General features: G+C 62.9%; 18 protein-coding genes and 1 other RNA gene. 11 read left to right on the top strand and 8 right to left on the bottom strand.

From position 1 onward, the window contains the following. Positions 1-72: 72 nt before the first annotated feature. Positions 73-1,029 (top strand): LysR family transcriptional regulator, encoded by a 957-nt coding sequence (locus O7A60_RS03220; protein WP_337104990.1) that lies wholly within the window; start codon positions 73-75, stop codon positions 1,027-1,029. An 81-nt stretch (positions 1,030-1,110) separates the two neighbouring features. Here the strand turns inward: O7A60_RS03220 and O7A60_RS03215 are convergent, their stop codons facing one another. Then, positions 1,111-2,289, bottom strand: a complete 1,179-nt coding sequence (locus O7A60_RS03215; RefSeq protein WP_337104989.1) for a lytic murein transglycosylase — start codon at positions 2,287-2,289, stop codon at positions 1,111-1,113. A 283-nt stretch (positions 2,290-2,572) separates the two neighbouring features. After that, positions 2,573-3,370, bottom strand: a complete 798-nt coding sequence (locus tag O7A60_RS03210) for a glycoside hydrolase family 25 protein (protein ID WP_337104988.1) — start codon at positions 3,368-3,370, stop codon at positions 2,573-2,575. Between the two features lie 289 nt (positions 3,371-3,659). On the opposite strand from O7A60_RS03210, the gene O7A60_RS03205 reads away from it, so the two are divergent. Then, positions 3,660-5,039: a serine hydrolase domain-containing protein gene (locus O7A60_RS03205; protein ID WP_337104987.1), complete on the top strand. Its 1,380-nt coding sequence runs from the start codon at positions 3,660-3,662 to the stop codon at positions 5,037-5,039. A 26-nt stretch (positions 5,040-5,065) separates the two neighbouring features. Here the strand turns inward: O7A60_RS03205 and O7A60_RS03200 are convergent, their stop codons facing one another. The 5 genes from O7A60_RS03200 to O7A60_RS03180 all read right to left on the bottom strand — a co-directional run bounded on the left by O7A60_RS03200 (position 5,066) and on the right by O7A60_RS03180 (position 11,393). Continuing rightward, entirely contained in the window at positions 5,066-5,374 is a 309-nt protein-coding gene (locus O7A60_RS03200; RefSeq protein ID WP_337104986.1) for a HigA family addiction module antitoxin, read from the bottom strand. An 8-nt stretch (positions 5,375-5,382) separates the two neighbouring features. Then, entirely contained in the window at positions 5,383-5,679 is a 297-nt protein-coding gene (locus O7A60_RS03195; protein ID WP_337104985.1) for a type II toxin-antitoxin system RelE/ParE family toxin, read from the bottom strand. 89 nt (positions 5,680-5,768) lie between these two features. Further along, positions 5,769-6,434 carry a class I SAM-dependent methyltransferase gene (locus tag O7A60_RS03190; protein WP_337104984.1) on the bottom strand — a complete coding sequence of 222 codons (666 nt, stop codon included), beginning with the start codon at positions 6,432-6,434 and terminating at the stop codon, positions 5,769-5,771. Further along, entirely contained in the window at positions 6,431-7,729 is a 1,299-nt protein-coding gene (locus tag O7A60_RS03185; RefSeq protein ID WP_337104983.1) for a BtaA family protein, read from the bottom strand. The genes O7A60_RS03190 and O7A60_RS03185 overlap by 4 nt, the downstream gene beginning before the upstream one ends. A 31-nt stretch (positions 7,730-7,760) precedes the next feature. Then, complete coding sequence (locus O7A60_RS03180) at positions 7,761-11,393, bottom strand: hydantoinase B/oxoprolinase family protein (protein WP_337104982.1); 3,633 nt, start codon at positions 11,391-11,393, stop codon at positions 7,761-7,763. 184 nt (positions 11,394-11,577) lie between these two features. Here O7A60_RS03180 and O7A60_RS03175 point away from each other — a divergent pair, with 184 nt between their 5' ends. From O7A60_RS03175 to O7A60_RS03145, 7 genes are all read left to right on the top strand, one after another. Continuing rightward, complete coding sequence (locus tag O7A60_RS03175) at positions 11,578-11,790, top strand: hypothetical protein (protein WP_140502402.1); 213 nt, start codon at positions 11,578-11,580, stop codon at positions 11,788-11,790. A gap of 149 nt (positions 11,791-11,939) precedes the next feature. Further along, entirely contained in the window at positions 11,940-12,659 is a 720-nt protein-coding gene (locus O7A60_RS03170) for a DnaJ family molecular chaperone (protein WP_337104981.1), read from the top strand. Further along, positions 12,656-13,411 carry a peptidoglycan recognition protein family protein gene (locus O7A60_RS03165; RefSeq protein ID WP_337104980.1) on the top strand — a complete coding sequence of 252 codons (756 nt, stop codon included), beginning with the start codon at positions 12,656-12,658 and terminating at the stop codon, positions 13,409-13,411. Before O7A60_RS03170 ends, O7A60_RS03165 begins: the two co-directional genes overlap by 4 nt. Before the next feature lie 212 nt (positions 13,412-13,623). Further along, entirely contained in the window at positions 13,624-14,343 is a 720-nt protein-coding gene (locus O7A60_RS03160; RefSeq protein ID WP_337104979.1) for a lytic transglycosylase domain-containing protein, read from the top strand. Between the two features lie 65 nt (positions 14,344-14,408). After that, an RNA gene (gene rnpB, locus O7A60_RS03155) (RNase P RNA component class A) lies at positions 14,409-14,808 on the top strand. A gap of 181 nt (positions 14,809-14,989) precedes the next feature. After that, a complete protein-coding gene (locus O7A60_RS03150; RefSeq protein WP_337104978.1) occupies positions 14,990-15,274 on the top strand; it encodes a type II toxin-antitoxin system ParD family antitoxin in 285 nt (94 codons plus the stop codon). Next, positions 15,271-15,564, top strand: coding sequence for a type II toxin-antitoxin system RelE/ParE family toxin (locus O7A60_RS03145; protein WP_337104977.1), 294 nt, complete (start codon positions 15,271-15,273; stop codon positions 15,562-15,564). The genes O7A60_RS03150 and O7A60_RS03145 overlap by 4 nt, the downstream gene beginning before the upstream one ends. 131 nt (positions 15,565-15,695) lie before the next feature. Here O7A60_RS03145 and O7A60_RS03140 read toward each other — a convergent pair whose 3' ends face one another. Next, positions 15,696-16,811, bottom strand: a complete 1,116-nt coding sequence (locus O7A60_RS03140; protein WP_140715811.1) for a cystathionine gamma-lyase — start codon at positions 16,809-16,811, stop codon at positions 15,696-15,698. A 407-nt stretch (positions 16,812-17,218) separates the two neighbouring features. Between O7A60_RS03140 and mraZ the strand changes: the two genes are divergently transcribed. Both mraZ and rsmH read left to right on the top strand, forming a co-directional pair. Next, a complete protein-coding gene (mraZ, locus tag O7A60_RS03135) occupies positions 17,219-17,692 on the top strand; it encodes a division/cell wall cluster transcriptional repressor MraZ (protein WP_337104976.1) in 474 nt (157 codons plus the stop codon). Next, positions 17,689-18,705, top strand: coding sequence for a 16S rRNA (cytosine(1402)-N(4))-methyltransferase RsmH (gene rsmH, locus O7A60_RS03130; protein ID WP_337104975.1), 1,017 nt, complete (start codon positions 17,689-17,691; stop codon positions 18,703-18,705). The genes mraZ and rsmH overlap by 4 nt, the downstream gene beginning before the upstream one ends.

Genomic DNA, 18,705 nt, shown 5'->3' with positions numbered 1-18,705 from the left:
TCCTTTCGACCGTTCGTGACCGCGCGATGTGGCTTCCACGGTCGAAAATAGGCCGAAGCTATTGATCATATAATGGGCTATTATCTGACTTGCCTGTTAATCCTGGGATACACAATGCGCGGGTCTGAATTTTCCGAACTCAAGGCATTCGCGACGATCGTGGAGGAGGGCAGTTTCATCCGCGCTTCCGCCAGGCTCAGGATTTCGCCACCGGCCCTCAGCCAGACAATCCGGCAGTTGGAGGCACGTCTCGGTGTCCGCCTGCTCAATCGCACGACACGCAGCGTGTCGCCGACCGCGGCCGGCGATACGCTTTTCACGCGGCTTGGCCCTGTTTTCAGGGAACTGGAAGGCGCGGTCGCGGATATTCATGCCTCACGCGATCAGCCGGCGGGTTCGCTGCGCATCAACGTGCCGCGCGTGGCCGCGATGCGGTTCATCGCGCCGATCCTGGGCGATTTCCAGCGCGTCTATCCCGATATCAGCCTGACGGTCATCGTCGACGACATGCTGACAGACATTGTCGAAGGACGCTTCGATGCCGGCATTCGGCTCGGCGAGCGGCTGGAAAAAGACATGGTGGCGGTGAAGCTGAGCGGGGACCTGCAAATGGCCGCGGTGGCCGCTCCCGCCTATCTCGCGGGACGCAGCACGCCTCGTCATCCCGGCGATCTGCACCAGCATCGCTGCATCAACTTCCAATGGCCAGGCGGCGGCAATATCTACCGATGGGAGTTCGCGCGCGGCAAAAGGGCGTTGGAAATCGCGGTCGAAGGCAGGCTGACTGTCAACGACACCGACTTGCTGCTCAACGCGGTGCTGAGCGGTGCCGGTATTGCATACATGATTGATTATCAGGTCCGTCCCTGGATCGAGAACGGTCAGCTGGTCCGGTTTCTGGAGGCCTGGTCGCCCAGCTTCCCTGGCTTCTACCTGTACCATCCGAGCGTGCGGCATGTGCCGCCAGCCTTGCGGGCGTTCATCGATTTTGTGCGGGGGAGTAGTGGGCAGTTAGTAGTTAGTAGTTAGTAGTTAGTAGTTAGTAGTTAGTAGTTAGTAGTTAGTAGTGATGTGCGGCGCCTGAGACCCTCACTACTCTACTCACTTTTTTTACAGTTTTCCCAGCAGCACCGGCGTCGGCCAGCCATCCACCGGCAGGCCTAGCCGCATCTGCTCCTTGCGGATGGCTTCGCGGGTGTTGGTGCCCAGGATGCCGTCGACCGTGCCGACGTCGTAACCCCTGGCCTCGAGCTTCGTCTGCAACGCCTTCATCTGCTCGTTGTCGAGACCCGGCTCGGGATTGCGCGGATCGAGCGGCGGCGTGCCGGCGAGCCGCGCGGCAAGGTTTGCCGCGGTCAGCGCGTAGGTGAAGGACTGGTTCCATTCGAGATAGACGTCGAAATTGTCGTAGGTGAGGAAGGCCGGACCCTTGCGGCCCATGGGCAGCGCTAGGCCGGCCTTCAGGCCCTTGTCGATCAGCGGCGAACCGTCGGGGTTGGTGACGCCCCACTGCGCCCACTGTGTCAGCGGCAATTTGTTGGTGCGGCCGGTCTGGTCCCACGGCATCTCGTCGGGCACGCGCACTTCCTGGATCCAGGGCTCGTCGCGCTTCCAGCCGCGCGACAGCACCTTGTTGCCCGTGGTCATGATCACGTCCGGCACGCTGTTTCTAAGGTCGATCTCGCCGTCGCCGTCGCCATCGACGCCGCGCGCAAGATAGTCGGACGGCAGGATCTGCGTCTGGCCGATCTCGCCGGCCCAGGCGCCGGTGACATCGGCAGGCAGCACGCCGCGATCGATCAGTTCCAGCAGCGGCACCAGTTGCTGGCGGAAAAGCTGCGGGCGGCGGCAGTCATGCGACAGCGTCACCAGTGCGCTCAGCGTATGGAAATCGCCCTGCACGGCGCCGAAATCCGTTTCAAGCGCCCAGAAGGCGGTGATGACAGGCGCCTGGACACCGAACTGCTGGTCGGCGCGGGCGAAGACATCGGCGTATTTCTTCATGTTCGCCGCACCTTGCTTCAGCCGGTAGGCAGAGATCATGCGGTTGGAAAATTGGACGAAGGTTTGCGTGAAGACGCCCTGCGCCCGGTCGCGCGCCAGAGCCCTCTCGTCGATCCTGGCGTCCTCCAGCGCATCGAGCCCGACGGCGCCGACACCGGCAGCCTTGGCTTCCGCCGCCACGCCCTGTTTCCAGGTTTCGAAATCGCCGCCGCATTCCTGCGCCATCGCCGGCAAGGCCGTGGCGCACAAGAATAGCGCCGCGAGGGCTTGGGAACGCAGTCGCATCAGCTTCCTTTCGAAACGAAGAGGGCATTGTCGTGCCTAGAGCCCAACGCCCTGCGGTTGCACTCTTTGCCGCTGGCAGTGTCGAAAAGCAGGCGGCAAGCCCGGTGTCAACGGGTCTTCTGCTTCAGCCCTATTTGAGACGCCCTTGCTGCCGTTGCCACGGTGTCAACGGGTCTTCTGCCGCAGCCGCTATTCCAGAGGGCTTCGCTGCCGTTGCCACGAGGTCAACGGGTCTTCTGCCGCGGCCCTTCTTCCAAGCGCCTTCGCTGCCGTTGCCACGGGGTCAGCGGGTGTTCTGCCGCAACCATTTATTCCAGGCGGCTTCCGAGCCGTTGAAGACGTTGATGTCGGACTTGCCGGTCATGCCGGGGACGATGCCGGTTCCGGTGTACTGCCAGAAAGTGAAGGGGTGGCTGCCATATTTCTCGCGCGGGTGCCCGGCGACGGAGCGCAGCCAGTAGGGATAGCCGCGGAAGCTCGACAGTTCGTTGTCCTCGAAGAAATCGACCGAGGTGTAGATGATCGGCTTCTTACCGTAACGCCGCTCGACGATCTCAAGGAAGGTGGTCATCTCAGCGCGCACCGTGGCCGCGTCTGGGCGCAGGTGGCAGGTCGGCGAGTTCGGGTTCCATTCCATGTCGAGAACCGGAGGCAATGCGGAGCGGTCGACGGGGACGTTCTGGATGAACCAGCGCGCCTGCACGGCGGCGGGCGTGCAGAAATAGAAGAAATGATAGGCCGCGCGTGGAATTCCGTTGGCTTTCGTGCGCGCCCAGTGCTCGCTGAAATATTCATCGAATCGGTCGCCGCCTTCGGTCGCCTTGATGAAGGCGAAGGAGATACCGCTGGCCTTGGCGGTCGGCCAGTCGATCGATGTCTGGTATTTGGAGACGTCGGTGCCGTGGACGGCATAGTTCCACGGCGCGCCGCTGTCCCACTCATGCGGCTTGGAATCGGCAAAGCGCGGCGCGCGCACGGCCACCGTCGGACTGCTCGACGCGGACGGCGACGGCGAGAGATCGTCCACGGTCGAGCAGGCGCCGAGCAGCGTCAGCATGAAAAGGACCGCAAGACGGCGCATCGCAACTTCCAAGCCGGAATCAGCCGGTCGCTGATGGGTCTGTGCACTTGATGGCCGAAGTTGGTCTGGCCCCCTCCAGGCGATCGCCCCACGCATCGCCCAGCCTATTCGTTTTTCGTGCAGGTCGTCGTCGCAAGACCGCTGCGCACTTTTGGGCGACATGCATCCCTGTGATCGCCGATCATGGTTGATATCTGGTTTATGGCGCTCGACAAGAAGCCTGATTTTGCGGAAGCAATGGCGGCAATTCGATGACATAAAAGTCAGGCGAGTGCCTGGGAGGCAATGGATGCGGATCATCGTCAAGATCGTCAAATGGCTGCTTGGCCTGATCGTGCTGGCTATCGCCGCGCTGGTTGCCTGGCTCTATTTCGCGCCGCCGGAACTCATCCGCGTCGGCTCGGGCTATTCGGCCAAGATCGTCTGCTCCAACGTCTTCATCGCCGGGCGCGACCCCAACGAGGTGCTGGCCGTCGATGTGCAGGCGCCCGGCCATCCGCTGCTGCGCTTGATGCGGGTTTCCGTAGACAAGAACCGGGGGACGGTGTCGGCCGGCCTGCTCGGTTTCCTCGGCAAGAGCGAGGCGGTTGCCCGCGACGGGCTGGGCTGCGCCTCGGTTCCCGACGGCGATGTCGGCAAGGCGCGGCGCACGACAGTTCATGCCGAGCCTGCGGCGACAAGCCAGGATGCGCTGTGGCCCGAGGGCGAACGGGTCGATGCCTCGCAGAACCCTGAAATCTTGAAGATCGTCGCGGACAACGCGATGGCCGGCACCGGCATGCGCGCGATCGTCGTGGTCAAGAACGGGCGGGTCGTCGCGGAACGCTATGGCGACGGCTTTTCGGTCAAGACGCCATTGCTCGGCTGGTCGATGACCAAGACGGTGAACGCCGCCATTGTCGGCACACTGATCAGGGACGGCAAGCTGGCGGTCGACAACAAGGGCCTGTTCACGCCCTGGAAGGTGGATGGCCGCGCCGCGATCAGCCTTGCCGACATGATGGCGATGTCGAGCGGTCTGGAGTTCAACGAAGACTATGGCGACGTCGCCGATGTGACGCGCATGCTCTACCTCGAACCCGACATGGCGGGTTTTGCCGGCTCCAAACCCCTCACCGGCGAGGTCGGCAAGGTGTTTTCCTATTCCAGCGGCACGGCGGTGATGCTGTCGCGCCTCTGGCAGGACGCGATCGGCGACAAGGCGAAGGCATTGACGTGGCCGCGCATGGCGCTGTTCGAGCCGCTCGGCATGCACAGCGCGGTGTTAGAGACCGACGAGCAGGGCACTTTCGTCGGCTCGTCCTATCTCTACGCCACCGCGCATGACTGGGCCCGGTTCGGCCAGTTCCTGCTGCAGGGCGGCGTATGGAACGGCAACCAGGTCCTGCCGGCCGGCTTCGTCGACTGGATGCGCGAGCCGGCATCCGCCTCGAAAGTCTACGGCAAGGGCCAGTTGTGGATCGAAGCGCCGGGCGACGAGGAAAATCCCGGTGCCGGCGTCGCCGCCGGCCTGCCGAAAGACACCTACTGGATGGAAGGGCATGACGGGCAGACCGTCGCCATCATTCCATCCGAGCAATTGGTGGTGGTGCGGCTCGGGCTAACGCCGGCCAAGCTCAATTATCGGCCGCAAGCGTTGGTGGGGGCGCTGGTGAAGGCGCTGCATTGAGCGGCAGTCGAGTGCTGCAAGTTCTTCTATGCCGCAGTCGCCAAAGGCTTGGCGCGATCGACACGCGCGCGCTCGTCGGGCGAATTCATGACCGCCCAAAGATCGGCACGGCGCTGCACGTTCAGCCAGAAATCCGGGCTGTTGCCAAAGACCCGCGCCAGAATGAGCGCAGTGGCAGCCGTCACGTTGCGGCGGTCGTTGCACAATTCGTTCACATGCTTGCGCTGGACCCCCATCGCTTCGGCCAAAGCAGCCTGTGTCAGGCCTAGCGGCTGCATGAATTCTTCCGTGAGGATTTCGCCCACCGTTGCGGGCTTGCGTGTCGTCATCAACATGTGTCACCTCATCTGTAACTGTGGTCGTCGAGATAAGTATCCGACGCTTCACCACGTCCGCCGTCCCACCGGAAGATCAGCCGCCATTGGCCATTGACGCGGATCGAATGGAAGCCATCGAGATTGCCACGCAACTTTTCGAAATGATTGCTCGGCGGCACACGCAAATCACGATCGGTCATCGCGTCATCGATCATCTGGAGTTTGCGGAACAACCGGCTTTCAAGATCGGACGGAATGTTGCGGGAGTGAATGTCTTCCACGAAGAAGGCCCGTAGCCATCCGTCCCGAAACCCGACGATCACTTTCTATCTCCAGCATGGAGATAGTGTACCGCCCCTTGGGTCATTCTGCAACTGCCATGGATGGTTTTACGGCCGCAATGTCTGCGATGTCACATGCCGAGCCCGATGACCGCCAGCCAGGCATAGCCACGATAAAGCGTGCGAAAACGGAAGGTTGCGCCGGTTCGCTCGGCTTCCGATTCCAGAACGTCGCGCAGGGATTCGCGCGGCGTGACGTGGAATTTTTTCAGCCAGCCGCGCAGCAAGGTGCGGAACCAGCCCGGCAGACCTTCCTGCTGGCCGAAATCGACTATGTGCAGCGAGCCCGTCGGGGCCAGCGCGGCAAGTGCTGCCGAGACCGTCTTCTCCCAGCCCGGGATCATCGATAGCGAATAGGATACGAAGATGCGGTCGAACTGTTCGACGCCATAAAGCGCCTCTGCATCGAAATCGGTGGCGTCGCCCCTTGCCAGCGTGACGCGATCCGAGAGGCCTTCGCGGTCGATTGCCTTGCCGGCCGTTTCCAGCATTTCGGCCGAAATATCGAGGCCGAAGAAACGGGCGTCGGGATAGGCGCGGGCGGCGAGGATGATGTTGCGGCCGGTGCCGCAGCCAAGCTCCAGAACGGTGCCGCCCGGCGGTACGTCCAGCCCCGCGATCAGCCGGTCGCGGCCGAGCAGGTAATATTTGCGGGTCAGGTCGTAGATATGGCGCTGCCAGCGGTAGACGCCGTCCATCAGGTCGGCATGGCTGGCCGGCAGCTCCGTCGTGCTCATGCCGCGCGCTTCACATAGAGGTGGAAGCCGCCATAGATGGCGGAGCGGTCGCGGGCCGAGAATTCGCGCGATGCTTCGTTCTGATAGTCCCACTGATCGAGCAGCGATGTCGAGACGCGCCCCGGCAGCAGACTGGGCTCTGCGGCGGTGCGGAAGATGACGCGGGCCCCGGCGGAGGCGGTGCGGGTGATCTCCAACCACAGCGCATTGAGCTGGTCGTCGGTCATCCAGTCCTGTGCGTCGAGCAGGATGAAGCGGTCGACGGCGCCGGCATCCTTGCCGGCGAGGAATTCGATCAGGTTGGCATGGTGGATGGCGACGCGGTCGATATTGCCGCGGATGGTCTCGTAGTTGCGCTTTTCCAGATAGGCGGGCAAGGCGGCCTCGCCGGGCTCGGGATAGCGGCGGGCGAAAGCCTGCCAAGCGAAGTAGTTGTTTTCCAAGGGGAAATCGCAGGAGAGCTTTTCCAGCCGGGCCTTCAGCACGCTGGCCATGGTGCCGTCGCCGGAGGTGATCAGCGAGTCATACTGCGCCGGCGGGATGCCGAGGCCGAACAGCGAGGCTTTTCGCGACGTCGCCCATTTCAGAAGCTTCTTGTCGAAGACCGGCGCCAGCTCCTCGTTGAAGAAGCGGCGCTGTTCGCCGATGTTCCTGGCTTCCATCATGCGGGCCGGGTTGACGCCGAAGAATTTCGCCGTGCGGTGGCCCAAGGCGATGAACAGGCCGAGCAGGCCGGTCTGGTAGAAATTGCGGTCGAAAACGCCAATGCGCCTGTTGCCACGCCAGTTGCGGCGCTCCCAGTAATGACGGCTGACCGGATCGAGGTGCGGGGCGATGAAGCGATCGTAGGCTTCGGAATTGTGGCTCATGTCCGCCGCACCGAAGAAACGGAACAGGTCACCTTGCGAAGGCAGATGGCGAACCGCCTTCAGCTTCATGCGGTTCAGCGCGATGTGGGCCGCGTTGAGATCGACGGCGTCGATCTGTGCCGGCGAGCGGGTGAGATAGGCGAGGATGTTGCAGCCGCCCGAGGCGATGGTGACGATGCGGTGGCCCTGGCCAAGCTGCATCGCGTCCATGTCGACATCGGGGTCTTCCCAGATCTGCGGATAGACGAGGCCGGAAAACAGGAAGGCGAACAGCCGCTCGGAGATGCCGGCTTTCGAAAGCGGGCGGTTCTGGTAAACGGCCTTTCCAACTTCCTTGCCGCGGCGAAAAACCAGATCTGCGGAGACGTCCGTCATGGCAAAGTGATTCCCCATTTGCTTTGGCGCAAGCGGGTAACGCAGGGTCATGACAGGCGGGTGACAGCCTTTTGACGCCTTCTTACAGCGTACCGAACCCGCCCGGCGTCGGCGTGGTCACGATGACGGCCTCACCGGCGTCGAGCACGGTCTGATCGCAAGCCTTCAGCACGTCGACCGTGCCGTCGTTGCGGCGCACCTTGGTCGAGCCGACCTCGCCGTCGCCGCCGCCGTCTAACCCTTGCGGTGGGCGGTTGCGGTGCGAGGACAGGATCGCGCATTCCATCTTCTCGAGGAAGCGAATGGTGCGTTTGGTGCCGTCGCCGGCGTTCCATTTGCCCTTACCGCCGGATCCCTGGCGGATGTGAAAATCCTCCAGCACCACGGGGAAGCGCAGCTCCAGCACTTCAGGGTCGGTGAGGCGCGAATTGGTCATGTGGGTGTGAACGCCGGAGGTACCGGCAAAGCCGCGGCCGGAGTTCATATGGCCGGCCGGCGAGCCGGAGCAGATCGTCTCGTAATACTGATACTGCTTGTTGCCGAAGGTCAGGTTGTTCATCGTGCCCTGCGCGTTGGCCATCGCGCCCATGGCGCCGAACAGGGCGTTGGTGACGTGCTGCGAGGTCTCGACATTGCCGGCGACGACGGCGGCAGGGTAGGTGGGCTTGAGCATGCAGCCGTCGGGAATGACGATATTGATCGGCCTGAGGCATCCCGCATTCATCGGGATCATGTCCTCGACCATGACGCGGAACGCATAGAGGACCGCAGCGCGGGCAACTGGCTCGGGCGCGTTGAAATTGTTCTTCTCGACCTTCGAGGTACAGGTGAAGTCGACGGTCGCCTCGCGCTTTTGCCGGTCGACGGTGATCTTCACCTTGATGACCTGGCCGGTGTCGGTCGGATATTCATACTCCGACGTGTCCGGCAGCCGCTCCAGCACGCGGCGCACGCTCTCGGCCGCGTTGTCCTGCACATGGCCCATATAGGCTTCGACGACGTCGAGGCCGAAATGCCCCACCATCTTGCGAAGTTCCGCCACCCCTTTCTCGTTGGCGGCGATCTGTGCCTTCAGATCGGCGATGTTCTGGTGCGGGTTGCGGGCTGGGTAGCGGTGGTCCGTGAGCAGCGTGTGCAGCTCCTTTTCGCGGAATTTTCCGCGGTCGACGATGCGGAAATTGTCGAACAGCACGCCTTCCTCGTCGACCGTGGTGGCGAGCGGCGTCATCGAGCCCGGCGCGGTGCCGCCAATGTCGGCATGGTGGCCGCGCGAAGCCGCCCAGAACAGGATGTTTTTCCGGGCATCGTCGAAGACCGGCGTCACCACGGTGATGTCGGGCAGATGCGTGCCGCCATTATAGGGGGCGTTCAAGGCAAAGACGTCGCCGGGATGAATGTCGCCGGAGTTCAGCCGGATGATGGTTTCGACTGAACGGTCCATGGAGCCGAGATGCACCGGCATGTGCGGGGCATTGGCGACCAGCGCTCCGGTGTGGTCGAAGACGGCGCAGGAAAAATCGAGCCTTTCCTTGATATTGACGGAGTAGGCGGTGTTCTGCAGCGTCACGCCCATTTGCTCCGCGATGGACATGAAGAGATTGTTGAAGACTTCGAGCATCACCGGATCGGCTTTAGTGCCAAGGGCAGCGGCGCGCGCTTTCTTTTCCGTACGGCGTATGACCACGTGATTGAGGTTGGTGATTTCGGCTTGCCAGCCCGGCTCGACGACGATGGTCTGGTTCGGTTCGATGATCAAGGCGGGCCCGGCGACCAGATTGGACGGTCCGAGGGTCTCACGACGGTAGACGCCAGCTTCATGCCACCGGCCTTCCGTGTAGATGCGCCTGGTCTCGGAAGTGGCTGACTTGACCCTTGCAGGTCCGGCAGCCGCAAAGGCCTCAGCGCTGATCTGGCCGGTTTCGGTGCCTTCGACGCCGACGGTCTCGACGATCATTGGCTTGTCGTCATAGACGAAGCCGAATTGTGCCTTGTGGGCGATATCGAAATCGCGCCTGGCCTGGAAGATCGAGTCTGCCTCGAAATTCACCGGCAGTGCCGTGTCAGTGCCGTCATAGCGAATGTGCAGTACGGGCCTGGTGGAAACCGAGCCCTCGGTGATGCCTTGTGCCGCCAACTCCGCGATCACGGCCTTTTTCAAGGTCGCGATGAGGCCGCCGATTTCCGTTCTGGATTCCTCGGCGAGAGGCTTCAGCAGCGCCTGCTGGCGCGAGGCAAAGACCGAGGCCAAGCCGATACCGTAGGCCGAAAGCAGGCCGGAGAAGGGATGGATCAGCACCGCCTCCATGCCGAGCGCGTCGGCGACCAGGCAGGCGTGCTGTCCACCGGCGCCGCCGAAACAGTTCAGGAGATATTCGGTGACGTCGTAGCCGCGCTGCACCGAAATCTTCTTGATCGCATTGGCCATGTTCTCGACCGCGATGGTGACGAAGCCTTCGGCGACCGCTTCGGGCGAGCGACCGTCACCGATCCCGGCGGCGAGAGCCGTGAATTTCGCGCGCACGGTTTCCGCGTCGAGCGGCGCGTCCTGGCCAGGGCCGAAGATCGACGGGAAGAAATCGGGCCGCAGCTTGCCCAGCATGACGTTGGCATCGGTGACGGCCAGCGGGCCGCCGCGCCGGTACGCGGCGGGGCCGGGATTGGCGCCAGCGGAGTCCGGTCCGACGCGGAAACGGCCGGCCTCGTAATGCAGGATCGAGCCGCCGCCGGCGGCGACGGTGTGGATGCGCATCATCGGCGCGCGGACACGCACGCCGGCGACCTCGGTGTCGAAGGCACGCTCATACTCGCCGTCATAGTGGGCGACGTCCGTGGACGTGCCGCCCATGTCGAAGCCGATGACCTTGTCGAAACCGGCGAGCTTCGCCGTCTCGACCATGCCGACCACGCCGCCGGCCGGGCCCGACAGCAGCGCGTCCTTGCCCTGGAACATGTCGGCGGCGGTGAGGCCGCCAGAAGACATCATGAACATGAGGCGAGGGGATTCGTCGTTTTCTCCCGCCGCACCCAGTTCTCCCGCCACCCGTTGTACGTAGCGTGAGAGGATGGGTGACAGATAAGCATCCACCACCGCGGTGTCGCCGCGGCCGACCAGTTTGATCAGCGGCGAGACCTCGTGGCTGACCGAGACCTGGCCGAAACCAAGCTTGCGGCAGACCTTGGCCACCGCCTTCTCGTGATCGGGATATTTCCAGGCATGCATGAAGACGATGGCAATGGCATCGATGCCATCGGCTTTCGCTTGTTCTATGGCCGGCCGGCAAGCCGATATGTCGAGCAACCGTTCGACGCAGCCGTCGGCGAGCACACGCTCGTCGATCTCGATGACGCGCTCGTAGAGTTGCTCGGGGAGGATGATCTCCTTGGCGAAAATGTCGGGTCGCGCCTGGTAGGCGATCCTGAGCGCATCGCGAAACCCCCTGGTGATGAGCAGCAAGACGCGGTCGCCCTTGCGCTCCAGAAGGGCGTTGGTGGCCACCGTGGTTCCCATCTTGATGTCGCCGATCAGGCCGGACGGGATCGCGGCGACGGTGTCAAGGCCGAGCAGGTCGCGAATGCCTTGAATGGCGGCATCGGCATAGGCTTCGGGATTCTCAGACAGCAGCTTGCGCGGATGCAGCCCGCCTTGCGGGTCACGGCCGATAATATCGGTGAAGGTGCCGCCGCGATCGATCCAGAAATCCCATTTCGCGGTCATGCGGCTGTCTCCGGTATTCCGTTTCCGGTGTCGTTGTTAAAGCGCCGAAGCGCCGGCAGCAATAACGCTTGCATGCCATTGATGTTACAGGTGGAAACGCAACGTTACGAAACCCATGGCCATCTCGGGCATTTGTCCCTCGACCGTTCACCGCAACGTGAACGTGTGTCGAAGGAGAGATGTTATGAAAAAGCTCGTTCTTGCTTCCCTGTCCGCCCTTGCCCTGCTGGGCGTCGCGGCCTGCAGCGACAGCGGCACAGGCACCGACAACACCACAACGCAGAGCACCAATCCGCCGCCTGCCGAGCAGCCGATGAAGCCCGCGGCTCCGGCTGACAATTCGACCAAGCCTGCCGAGCCGGCTCCGGCAACGCCTGCTCCTGCGCCCGCGCAGTAGTTTGTAAGCAGTAAGTGCCTTGGGAGGAAGGCCGGCTCTACGCCGGCCTTTCTCGTATAGGCACCGGCAGTGCGCCTCTCGTTCACAGACCCGACAGATGGCTGTTATTGACTTGATAGCGAGGATCGGTTGGCTCTATGAAGCGGGCCATGTCGATTTGGGACCGCCTCGGCGACTTCATCACGCAGGTTTCGTCTTCAACCACCTCTGGCGTCGCCGATGTGGTCGAGGCTGTGCGCACGGTTTTTTCCGGCGACGCCGACTTGCGCCGCCGCGTCGCCTTCTCGGTGGCGATGATCGCGCTTTCGGCCAAGATGGCCAAGGCCGACGGCATCGTCACCCAGGATGAGGTACGCGCCTTTCAGGAAATCTTCGAAGTGCCGCCGAAAGAGACGCGCAACGTTGCGCGGCTGTTCGATCTCGCCCAGCGGGACGTGGCCGGTTTCGAAACCTATGCCGAGCGCATGGCGCAGCTCTGCGGCTCCGGGCACTCCAATTGCGTGATGCTGGAAGACATACTCGATGGCCTGTTCCACATCGCCAAGGCCGATGGGCTGGTGCATGAGCGCGAAGGCATCTTCCTGCACCGTATCGCCGAGATCTTCCGCATCGATGAGACGCATTACGAATCGATCTTGGCGCGGCACGTCAATCTTGGCGCAGGCGACCCCTATGTCGTGCTCGGCATCGAGCGCGGCAAGCCGTTCGAAGAGGTTAGAAAACGCTATCGCAAGCTGGTGTCGGACAACCATCCGGATCGGTTGATCGCGCGCGGGTTGCCGCAGGAATTCATCAAGATCGCGACGACCAGGGTCGCGGCGATCAACGCCGCCTATGAGATGATCGAGCGGGGCCTGCGGCACGCATGACCGGCTTCCTGCCCGACGAGCCGAGCGCCGAGGTCAGGGTATCGCCGAATTTCGGGCCAAGGCGCGACGCGCAGAAGCCCGACATGATCGTGCTGCACTATACCGGTATGGCGAGTGGTACCGGGGCCGAAGCCTGGCTGTGCGACCCGGCGAGTGAAGTCTCATCGCATTATCTCGTCCATGAGAATGGCCACATCGTGCAGATGGTCCGGGAAAGCGACCGCGCCTGGCACGCCGGCCAGAGTTCCTGGTTCGGACGCACCGACATCAATTCCTGCTCGGTCGGCATCGAAATCGTCAATCCGGGCCACTCACTGGGCTATCCCGGCTTTCCGAAACGTCAGATCACCGCGGTCATCGAGTTGTGCAAGGGGATTGCCGCGAGGCATGCGATCGGCGCCGAGCGGGTGCTGGCGCACTCCGATGTGGCGCCGGGCCGCAAGATTGATCCCGGCGAGAAGTTTCCATGGGCCGCGCTGTTCAAGGCCGGGGTCGGCCATCTCGTGCCAGCCGCTCCCGTCAGGCGCGGAGCCGCGCTGAAGCCCGGCGACCGCGGTGCCGATGTTGAGACACTGCAGTCGATGCTGTCGCTCTATGGCTATGGTGTCGAGATATCGGGCGTTTTCGACGATCGGACACGGGTCGTGGTCGAGGCCTTCCAACGGCATTTCCGGCCGCGCCGGATCGACGGAGTTGCCGACGGCTCGACGATGCGCACACTGCAGAAGCTGCTTGCTTCCGTCAGGAATTGACCCTGGGTCAATTCCTGATTCAAGTAATCCTCCCTGACCCTAAAGTTACAAACTGTCACTTAAAGTGACTTGCCCCGCCTTTATTGGCGCCAAATCGGGCTTCAAAGGGCTTTTCGTACAGTTTGTCGGACGTCCAGCCCCCCGGGTGTTCCGATATTGATCAAGCAATGCCACGCGAAAATCTTCGCGCGGTCCCAACAGAACAGGATCACATGCAGAAATTGACGGTTTTAACGGCAGCTCTTGCTGCCGGCGTAATGAGTTTTGCCTTCAGTGCGGCCGACGCCGCGCCGTTCAGCCTGCGGGCCGACCAGGGCTTCGTCGCGGCACCCGCCAAAGGCAAGGCCATTTCGGCCAAAAGCAGCAAGAGTGCTAAGGCGACGACGAAGCAGGCTTCCGCGAAAGTGGAAAAGGCAAGCTGGACCAAGGCAAGGAAATCCTCTGCCAAGAGGCAGACAAAGCGCGGTCGCAAAACCGTGGACATGACGACGACGGCATCGATCGGTCTCAGCAACGTCGCTGCGGCGACCGCGGCAGTGACGAGCGGCGGCCAGTATTCCGCGATTGTCGCCCGCTACGCGGCGAGCTATGGCGTTCCGGTGTCGCTGGCCAACGCCGTGATCCAGATCGAAAGCAACTACCGGCCGAACATGGTCGGCGGCGCCGGCGAGATCGGCCTGATGCAGATCAAGCCGGCAACCGCGCGCATGATGGGTTACAGCGGGTCGGCCAAAGGCCTGTTCGATCCCGACACCAACATCAAATACGGCATGAAGTACCTCGCCATGGCGCGCGACCTCGGCGGTGGCACGACCTGCGGCACGATCCTGAAATACAATGCCGGCCATGGCGCCACCCGGATGAACCCGGTTTCGGCGGCTTACTGCAGCAAGGTCAAGGTTCAGTTGGCGGCTGTCGGCGCGCCGGCTTGACAAGAACCGGTCACGACCGGCTTTTTCGGTTGCGTTTTGTGGTGTGAACCCCTTTATACGCCCTGCCAGCTGGCCGGGCGGCCGCACCCGCAAACGCCGAAAGGCCGCGGGTGAGGAAAGTCCGGGCTCCATGGAGACACGGTGCCGGTTAATGGCCGGCGGGGGCGACCCCAGGGAAAGTGCCACAGAAAGCAAACCGCCACGACTTTGTCGGGGTAAGGGTGAAAGGGTGGGGTAAGAGCCCACCGCGCGACTGGCAACAGGAGCGGCACGGTAAACCCCACCGGGAGCAAGACCGAATAGGGGCGGTGCGAGGGGAAACCCTCGAGGGCTGTTTCCGGCTCACCGTCCGGGTAGGTTGCGTGAGGCGCATGGCAACATGCGCCCAAGATGAATGGCCGCCACGTTCTCGCCTCGCAAGGGGCGAGGGCCATACAAAACCCGGCTTACAGGCCAGCTGGCAGTTTCTCTCCGCTATATCTAGGATTAAGTCTTTCGTATCAGAAGGTTGCACCCATGGGTGCAACTTCTTATCCAAGCGCGCGGCGCTACTTTGCATCGCCACAAGAACGAGATTTTTCCGTCGACTTTCTTGAAGCTGGTGCGATTAAATCGTACCATCACGGCTCTTCATCAGGAGCCTATCATGGGTCAGGTCGACAAACGCAGCATCACACTTTCGCCGGAACTGGCGCAGGCGGTCGACGATGTGGTCGCGGCTGGAGAATACGCCTCGGCGAGCGAGGTGATCCGCGATGCGTTGAGGCAATGGAAGGACCGCCGCGACCTGATGGGCTACACGGTCGAGGAACTGCGCAAGCTGGTGCAGGAGGGGATCGACAGCGGGCCTGGGCAAGACGGCCAGCCAATCATCGAACGATTGCGCGCGAAATACTTGAAGATGGCCGAGGCCAAAGGCTTTCGGGAGTGAAATACCGACTGCTTCCTCAAGCCACCGTCGATCTCGAAAGCATCGGCGATTACATCGCCAACCACGATCTGCGCGCTGCTGTTCGCCTCGTGGATGCGCTGGAAAGACGTTGGGATTTGCTGACCTTGCATCCCTTCTCAGGTGCGCCGCGCGACGACATAGCGCCGGATATCCGCCATCTGATTGTCGGCGAATATCTCACCTTGTACCGGGTCGGCGGTGATGCGATCGAAATTCTTCGCGTGCTGCATGGTCGTCGCAACATCGAAGCCGATGACCTCGGCTCGTAGAGCGATTCCAGGAAAGCGCGTAGCGCCTTTCCCGGGAAAAGCGCGTAGCGCTTTCCCTTGCGGAATTGCGTAAAGACAAAGAGTTAGAGCGGTTCGGCGTTTCCATCAACGCTGAACCGCTTGTCGATCTGTCAGCCGCTGATCCTGCCCAGCGAGGCCTCGATCGCCTTCCAGAGTTCTTCCACGGGCTCACAGCCTACCGACAAGCGAACGAAGCCGGCCGGAACCGCGTCACCTCGCTTCAAACGCCGCTCGGCCGAGGTGTGGACGCCACCGAAGGAGGTCGCGGCCTGCATCAGGCTGCAATTGTTGATGAAATCCTCGGCTTTCTGCTCGGAAGCGAGTTCGAAGGAGATGAGGAAGCCGAAGCGCTCCATCTGGGCGCGGGCAAGATTGTGCGAGGGATCGCCTTCCAGTCCGGGATAGCGCAGGCCGGTGATCGCCCGATGCCCCTGCAGGCGCCGCGCGATCACTTCCGCCGATGAGCACATACGGTCGAAGCGCACATCGAGTGTTTCCAGGCCGCGATGCACCAGCCAGGCTTCGAATGGCCCGGGGATGCTGCCCGAGACCTCGCGCCAGCCGGTCACGGCGGCGATGATATCCGCATTGCGGCTGGCGACATGGCCGAACAGCACGTCGGAATGGCCATTGGGCGCCTTGGTGTCGGCGGCGACAACGATATCGGCGCCGTGATCGAGAGGGCGCTGGCCGAAGGGCGTCATCGTCGTGTTGTCGACCACCAGCAGCGCGCCGGCCTTGTGAACGGCTTCGGCGACAGCCGCGATATCGCAGATGTCCAGCCCCGGATTGGCTGGCGTTTCGACGAAGGCCAGGCGGTAGCCATCGAAGCCGCCGTCGAGGAAAGTCGATGTCGGCCTGACATCGTAGGTGACGCCGAGCGGCTTCAGGAAACGATCGGCCAGCGCCCTGGTGGTATGGTAGCCGTCCGAAGGCAGCAGGATATGGTCGCCGGCCTTGAGCACGGCAAAGAATGCCGCCGAGATCGCCGCCATCCCCGAGGGAAAACCGACGCAAGGCGCGTCTTCCAAATGAGACAACATGTGTTCGACGGCATCCCAGGTCGGGTTGCTGAAGCGGCCGTACTGGTTGAAGCCGGTGGCATCGCCCGGAGCATGGAAAATGGCGGCCATGGTCAGGGGCAGGGGAATGGAATCGCCCATGGCAAACCCGCCGCGACGCAAATGGGGAAGGGCTGCAGCGCGCGACTTCGCAGTTTCAGACATTGATTTCAAATCCCTTGGTGATCGGTGAGAAGGGCGAGACGCTATGCCCGGCCGCGGCTCGCGGCAAGGCGCCTCAAGTTGGGCCAGGCAGGCTCTAAACGGTTCGTTAGGCTTAATAGACCATAAAGACGAGACGTGCTGTCAAAGCCTTTCTCGTCGGCATGAGGCGCGTGTTTGAGAAGCCTATTCCCGTTGACGCCCATAGTACCCCATGATATCCCATCCAGACATCAAAGCCTTCGTTCCGCGTCAGGGTAGAGCGTACGCCAATCGGGCAGCCGCGGCGGCTGCGCGTTTGCCGGTTTTCGCCCGTGTGGACGAGGTGGGTGCGGGGCAGGCAATGCGCGGCTGTGGCGCGTGCGACACGATGAAGAGGGGTGCGGCGGCGCAAGCGGCCGCAACGTGTGATGGACCGGTTTCTGTCGAACACGGTGAGCAGGATCGATGCGAAGGGGCGGGTGTCCGTTCCTGCGCATTTTCGTGCCGTGGTGCAGAAGCGCGGCTATTCGGATCTCTACGCGCTGCGCTGCCTGGACCTGCCGGCGATGGATGTCGGCGGGCTCGATCTGCTCGACCGCTACGAGCAGCGCATCGCGCGGGAAGACCCGTTCCTGCAGACTGCGGACGACATGTCGTTCTTCTGCCATGGCGACGGCGCATTCCTGAAACTCGACCAGGACGGCCGCATCACCATGACCGATTTCATTCGCGAGCATGCCGGCATCTCGGCGGAGGTGGCCTTTGTCGGGCGCGGCAATTTCTTTCAGATCTGGGAGCCGGGACGGCTTGCGACCTATGGGGCGCAGGCGCGGGCCAGGCTTTTGCAGCTTCGGCAGGGGACGAAGGCTCACGAGGCCAAGGCTGGGGAGCGACCGGAATGACGGTGGGCCACGGCGATGATATCAACGCCGTTGGCGGATCGGTCCGCCACATTCCGGTCCTCCTTGGCGAAGTGCTGGAAGCGCTGGCGCCGGCAGAGGGCGACATCATCATCGACGGTACGTTCGGCGCCGGCGGCTACACCAAGGCCATCCTGGCGGCGGGCGCGTCCGTCGTTGCCATCGACCGCGATCCGGATGCCATCGCGGCCGGCCGCGACCTCGAGGCGCGGTCCGGGGGCCGGCTGCGGCTCGTGCAGGCGCCGTTCTCGACGCTCGACGAACACGTCGAAAGCGCCGATGGCGTCGTGCTCGACATCGGCGTCTCCTCGATGCAGCTCGACCAGGCCGAGCGCGGCTTTTCCTTCCGCAACGACGGACCGCTCGACATGCGCATGGCGCAGGCGGGACTGAGCGCCGCCGATGTCGTCAACAGTTTCAAGCCGGGCGACCTTGCCCGCATCTTCGGCTTCCTCGGCGAGGAGCGTCACGCCGGCCGTATCGCCCGCATGATCGAGGCGCGCCGGGAAAAACGCCCGTTCGAGCGAACGCTGGAACTCGCCGACGCGATCGAGACGCATATCGGCCGCGCGCCGAAGGACAAGATCCATCCGGCGACGCGCGTCTTCCAGGCGCTGCGCATCTTCGTCAATGACGAGCTCGGTGAATTGGCCAAGGCGCTGTTCGCGGCCGAACGCGCGCTGAAGCCTGGCGGCCGCCTTGTCGTGGTGACGTTCCATTCGCTGGAAGACCGCATCGTCAAGCGTTTCATCGCCGACCGCGCCGACGTCATGACCGGCTCGCGCCACATGCCGGAGGCGCAGGCGCGCACCGCGACCTTCCGCAAGGCTGGTGGCGGCGTGACGGCAGGCGACGCCGAGATTGCGGCCAACCCGCGCGCCCGCTCGGCCAGGCTGCGTGCCGCGATCCGCACCGAGGCGCCTGCGCGCAGCGGCGATTTCTCGATCTTCGGCCTTCCAAAACTTCCTGGCATCGACCGGCCAGGGGAGAGGTAA

This window comes from Mesorhizobium salmacidum (SeqCode), assembly GCF_037179605.1.
In the GTDB taxonomy this organism is placed as follows: Bacteria; Pseudomonadota; Alphaproteobacteria; order Rhizobiales; family Rhizobiaceae; genus Mesorhizobium; species Mesorhizobium salmacidum.
The sequence above is the reverse complement of the archived record's forward strand: the minus strand, read 5'-3'. Positions and strand labels throughout refer to the sequence as shown.

What these genes read in the sequence shown, in the direction of transcription:
- O7A60_RS03185 (WP_337104983.1), bottom strand. Translation starts at nt 7,729, where the DNA reads ATGACCCTGCGTTACCCGCTTGCGCCAAAGCAAATGGGGAATCACTTT.
- O7A60_RS03160 (WP_337104979.1), top strand. Translation starts at nt 13,624, where the DNA reads ATGCAGAAATTGACGGTTTTAACGGCAGCTCTTGCTGCCGGCGTAATG.
- rsmH (WP_337104975.1), top strand. Translation starts at nt 17,689, where the DNA reads ATGACGGTGGGCCACGGCGATGATATCAACGCCGTTGGCGGATCGGTC.
- O7A60_RS03150 (WP_337104978.1), top strand. Translation starts at nt 14,990, where the DNA reads ATGGGTCAGGTCGACAAACGCAGCATCACACTTTCGCCGGAACTGGCG.
- O7A60_RS03210 (WP_337104988.1), bottom strand. Translation starts at nt 3,370, where the DNA reads ATGCGCCGTCTTGCGGTCCTTTTCATGCTGACGCTGCTCGGCGCCTGC.
- O7A60_RS03170 (WP_337104981.1), top strand. Translation starts at nt 11,940, where the DNA reads ATGTCGATTTGGGACCGCCTCGGCGACTTCATCACGCAGGTTTCGTCT.
- mraZ (WP_337104976.1), top strand. Translation starts at nt 17,219, where the DNA reads ATGGACCGGTTTCTGTCGAACACGGTGAGCAGGATCGATGCGAAGGGG.
- O7A60_RS03165 (WP_337104980.1), top strand. Translation starts at nt 12,656, where the DNA reads ATGACCGGCTTCCTGCCCGACGAGCCGAGCGCCGAGGTCAGGGTATCG.
- O7A60_RS03220 (WP_337104990.1), top strand. Translation starts at nt 73, where the DNA reads ATGGGCTATTATCTGACTTGCCTGTTAATCCTGGGATACACAATGCGC.
- O7A60_RS03205 (WP_337104987.1), top strand. Translation starts at nt 3,660, where the DNA reads ATGCGGATCATCGTCAAGATCGTCAAATGGCTGCTTGGCCTGATCGTG.
- O7A60_RS03190 (WP_337104984.1), bottom strand. Translation starts at nt 6,434, where the DNA reads ATGAGCACGACGGAGCTGCCGGCCAGCCATGCCGACCTGATGGACGGC.
- O7A60_RS03180 (WP_337104982.1), bottom strand. Translation starts at nt 11,393, where the DNA reads ATGACCGCGAAATGGGATTTCTGGATCGATCGCGGCGGCACCTTCACC.
- O7A60_RS03140 (WP_140715811.1), bottom strand. Translation starts at nt 16,811, where the DNA reads ATGTCTGAAACTGCGAAGTCGCGCGCTGCAGCCCTTCCCCATTTGCGT.
- O7A60_RS03175 (WP_140502402.1), top strand. Translation starts at nt 11,578, where the DNA reads ATGAAAAAGCTCGTTCTTGCTTCCCTGTCCGCCCTTGCCCTGCTGGGC.
- O7A60_RS03200 (WP_337104986.1), bottom strand. Translation starts at nt 5,374, where the DNA reads ATGTTGATGACGACACGCAAGCCCGCAACGGTGGGCGAAATCCTCACG.
- O7A60_RS03215 (WP_337104989.1), bottom strand. Translation starts at nt 2,289, where the DNA reads ATGCGACTGCGTTCCCAAGCCCTCGCGGCGCTATTCTTGTGCGCCACG.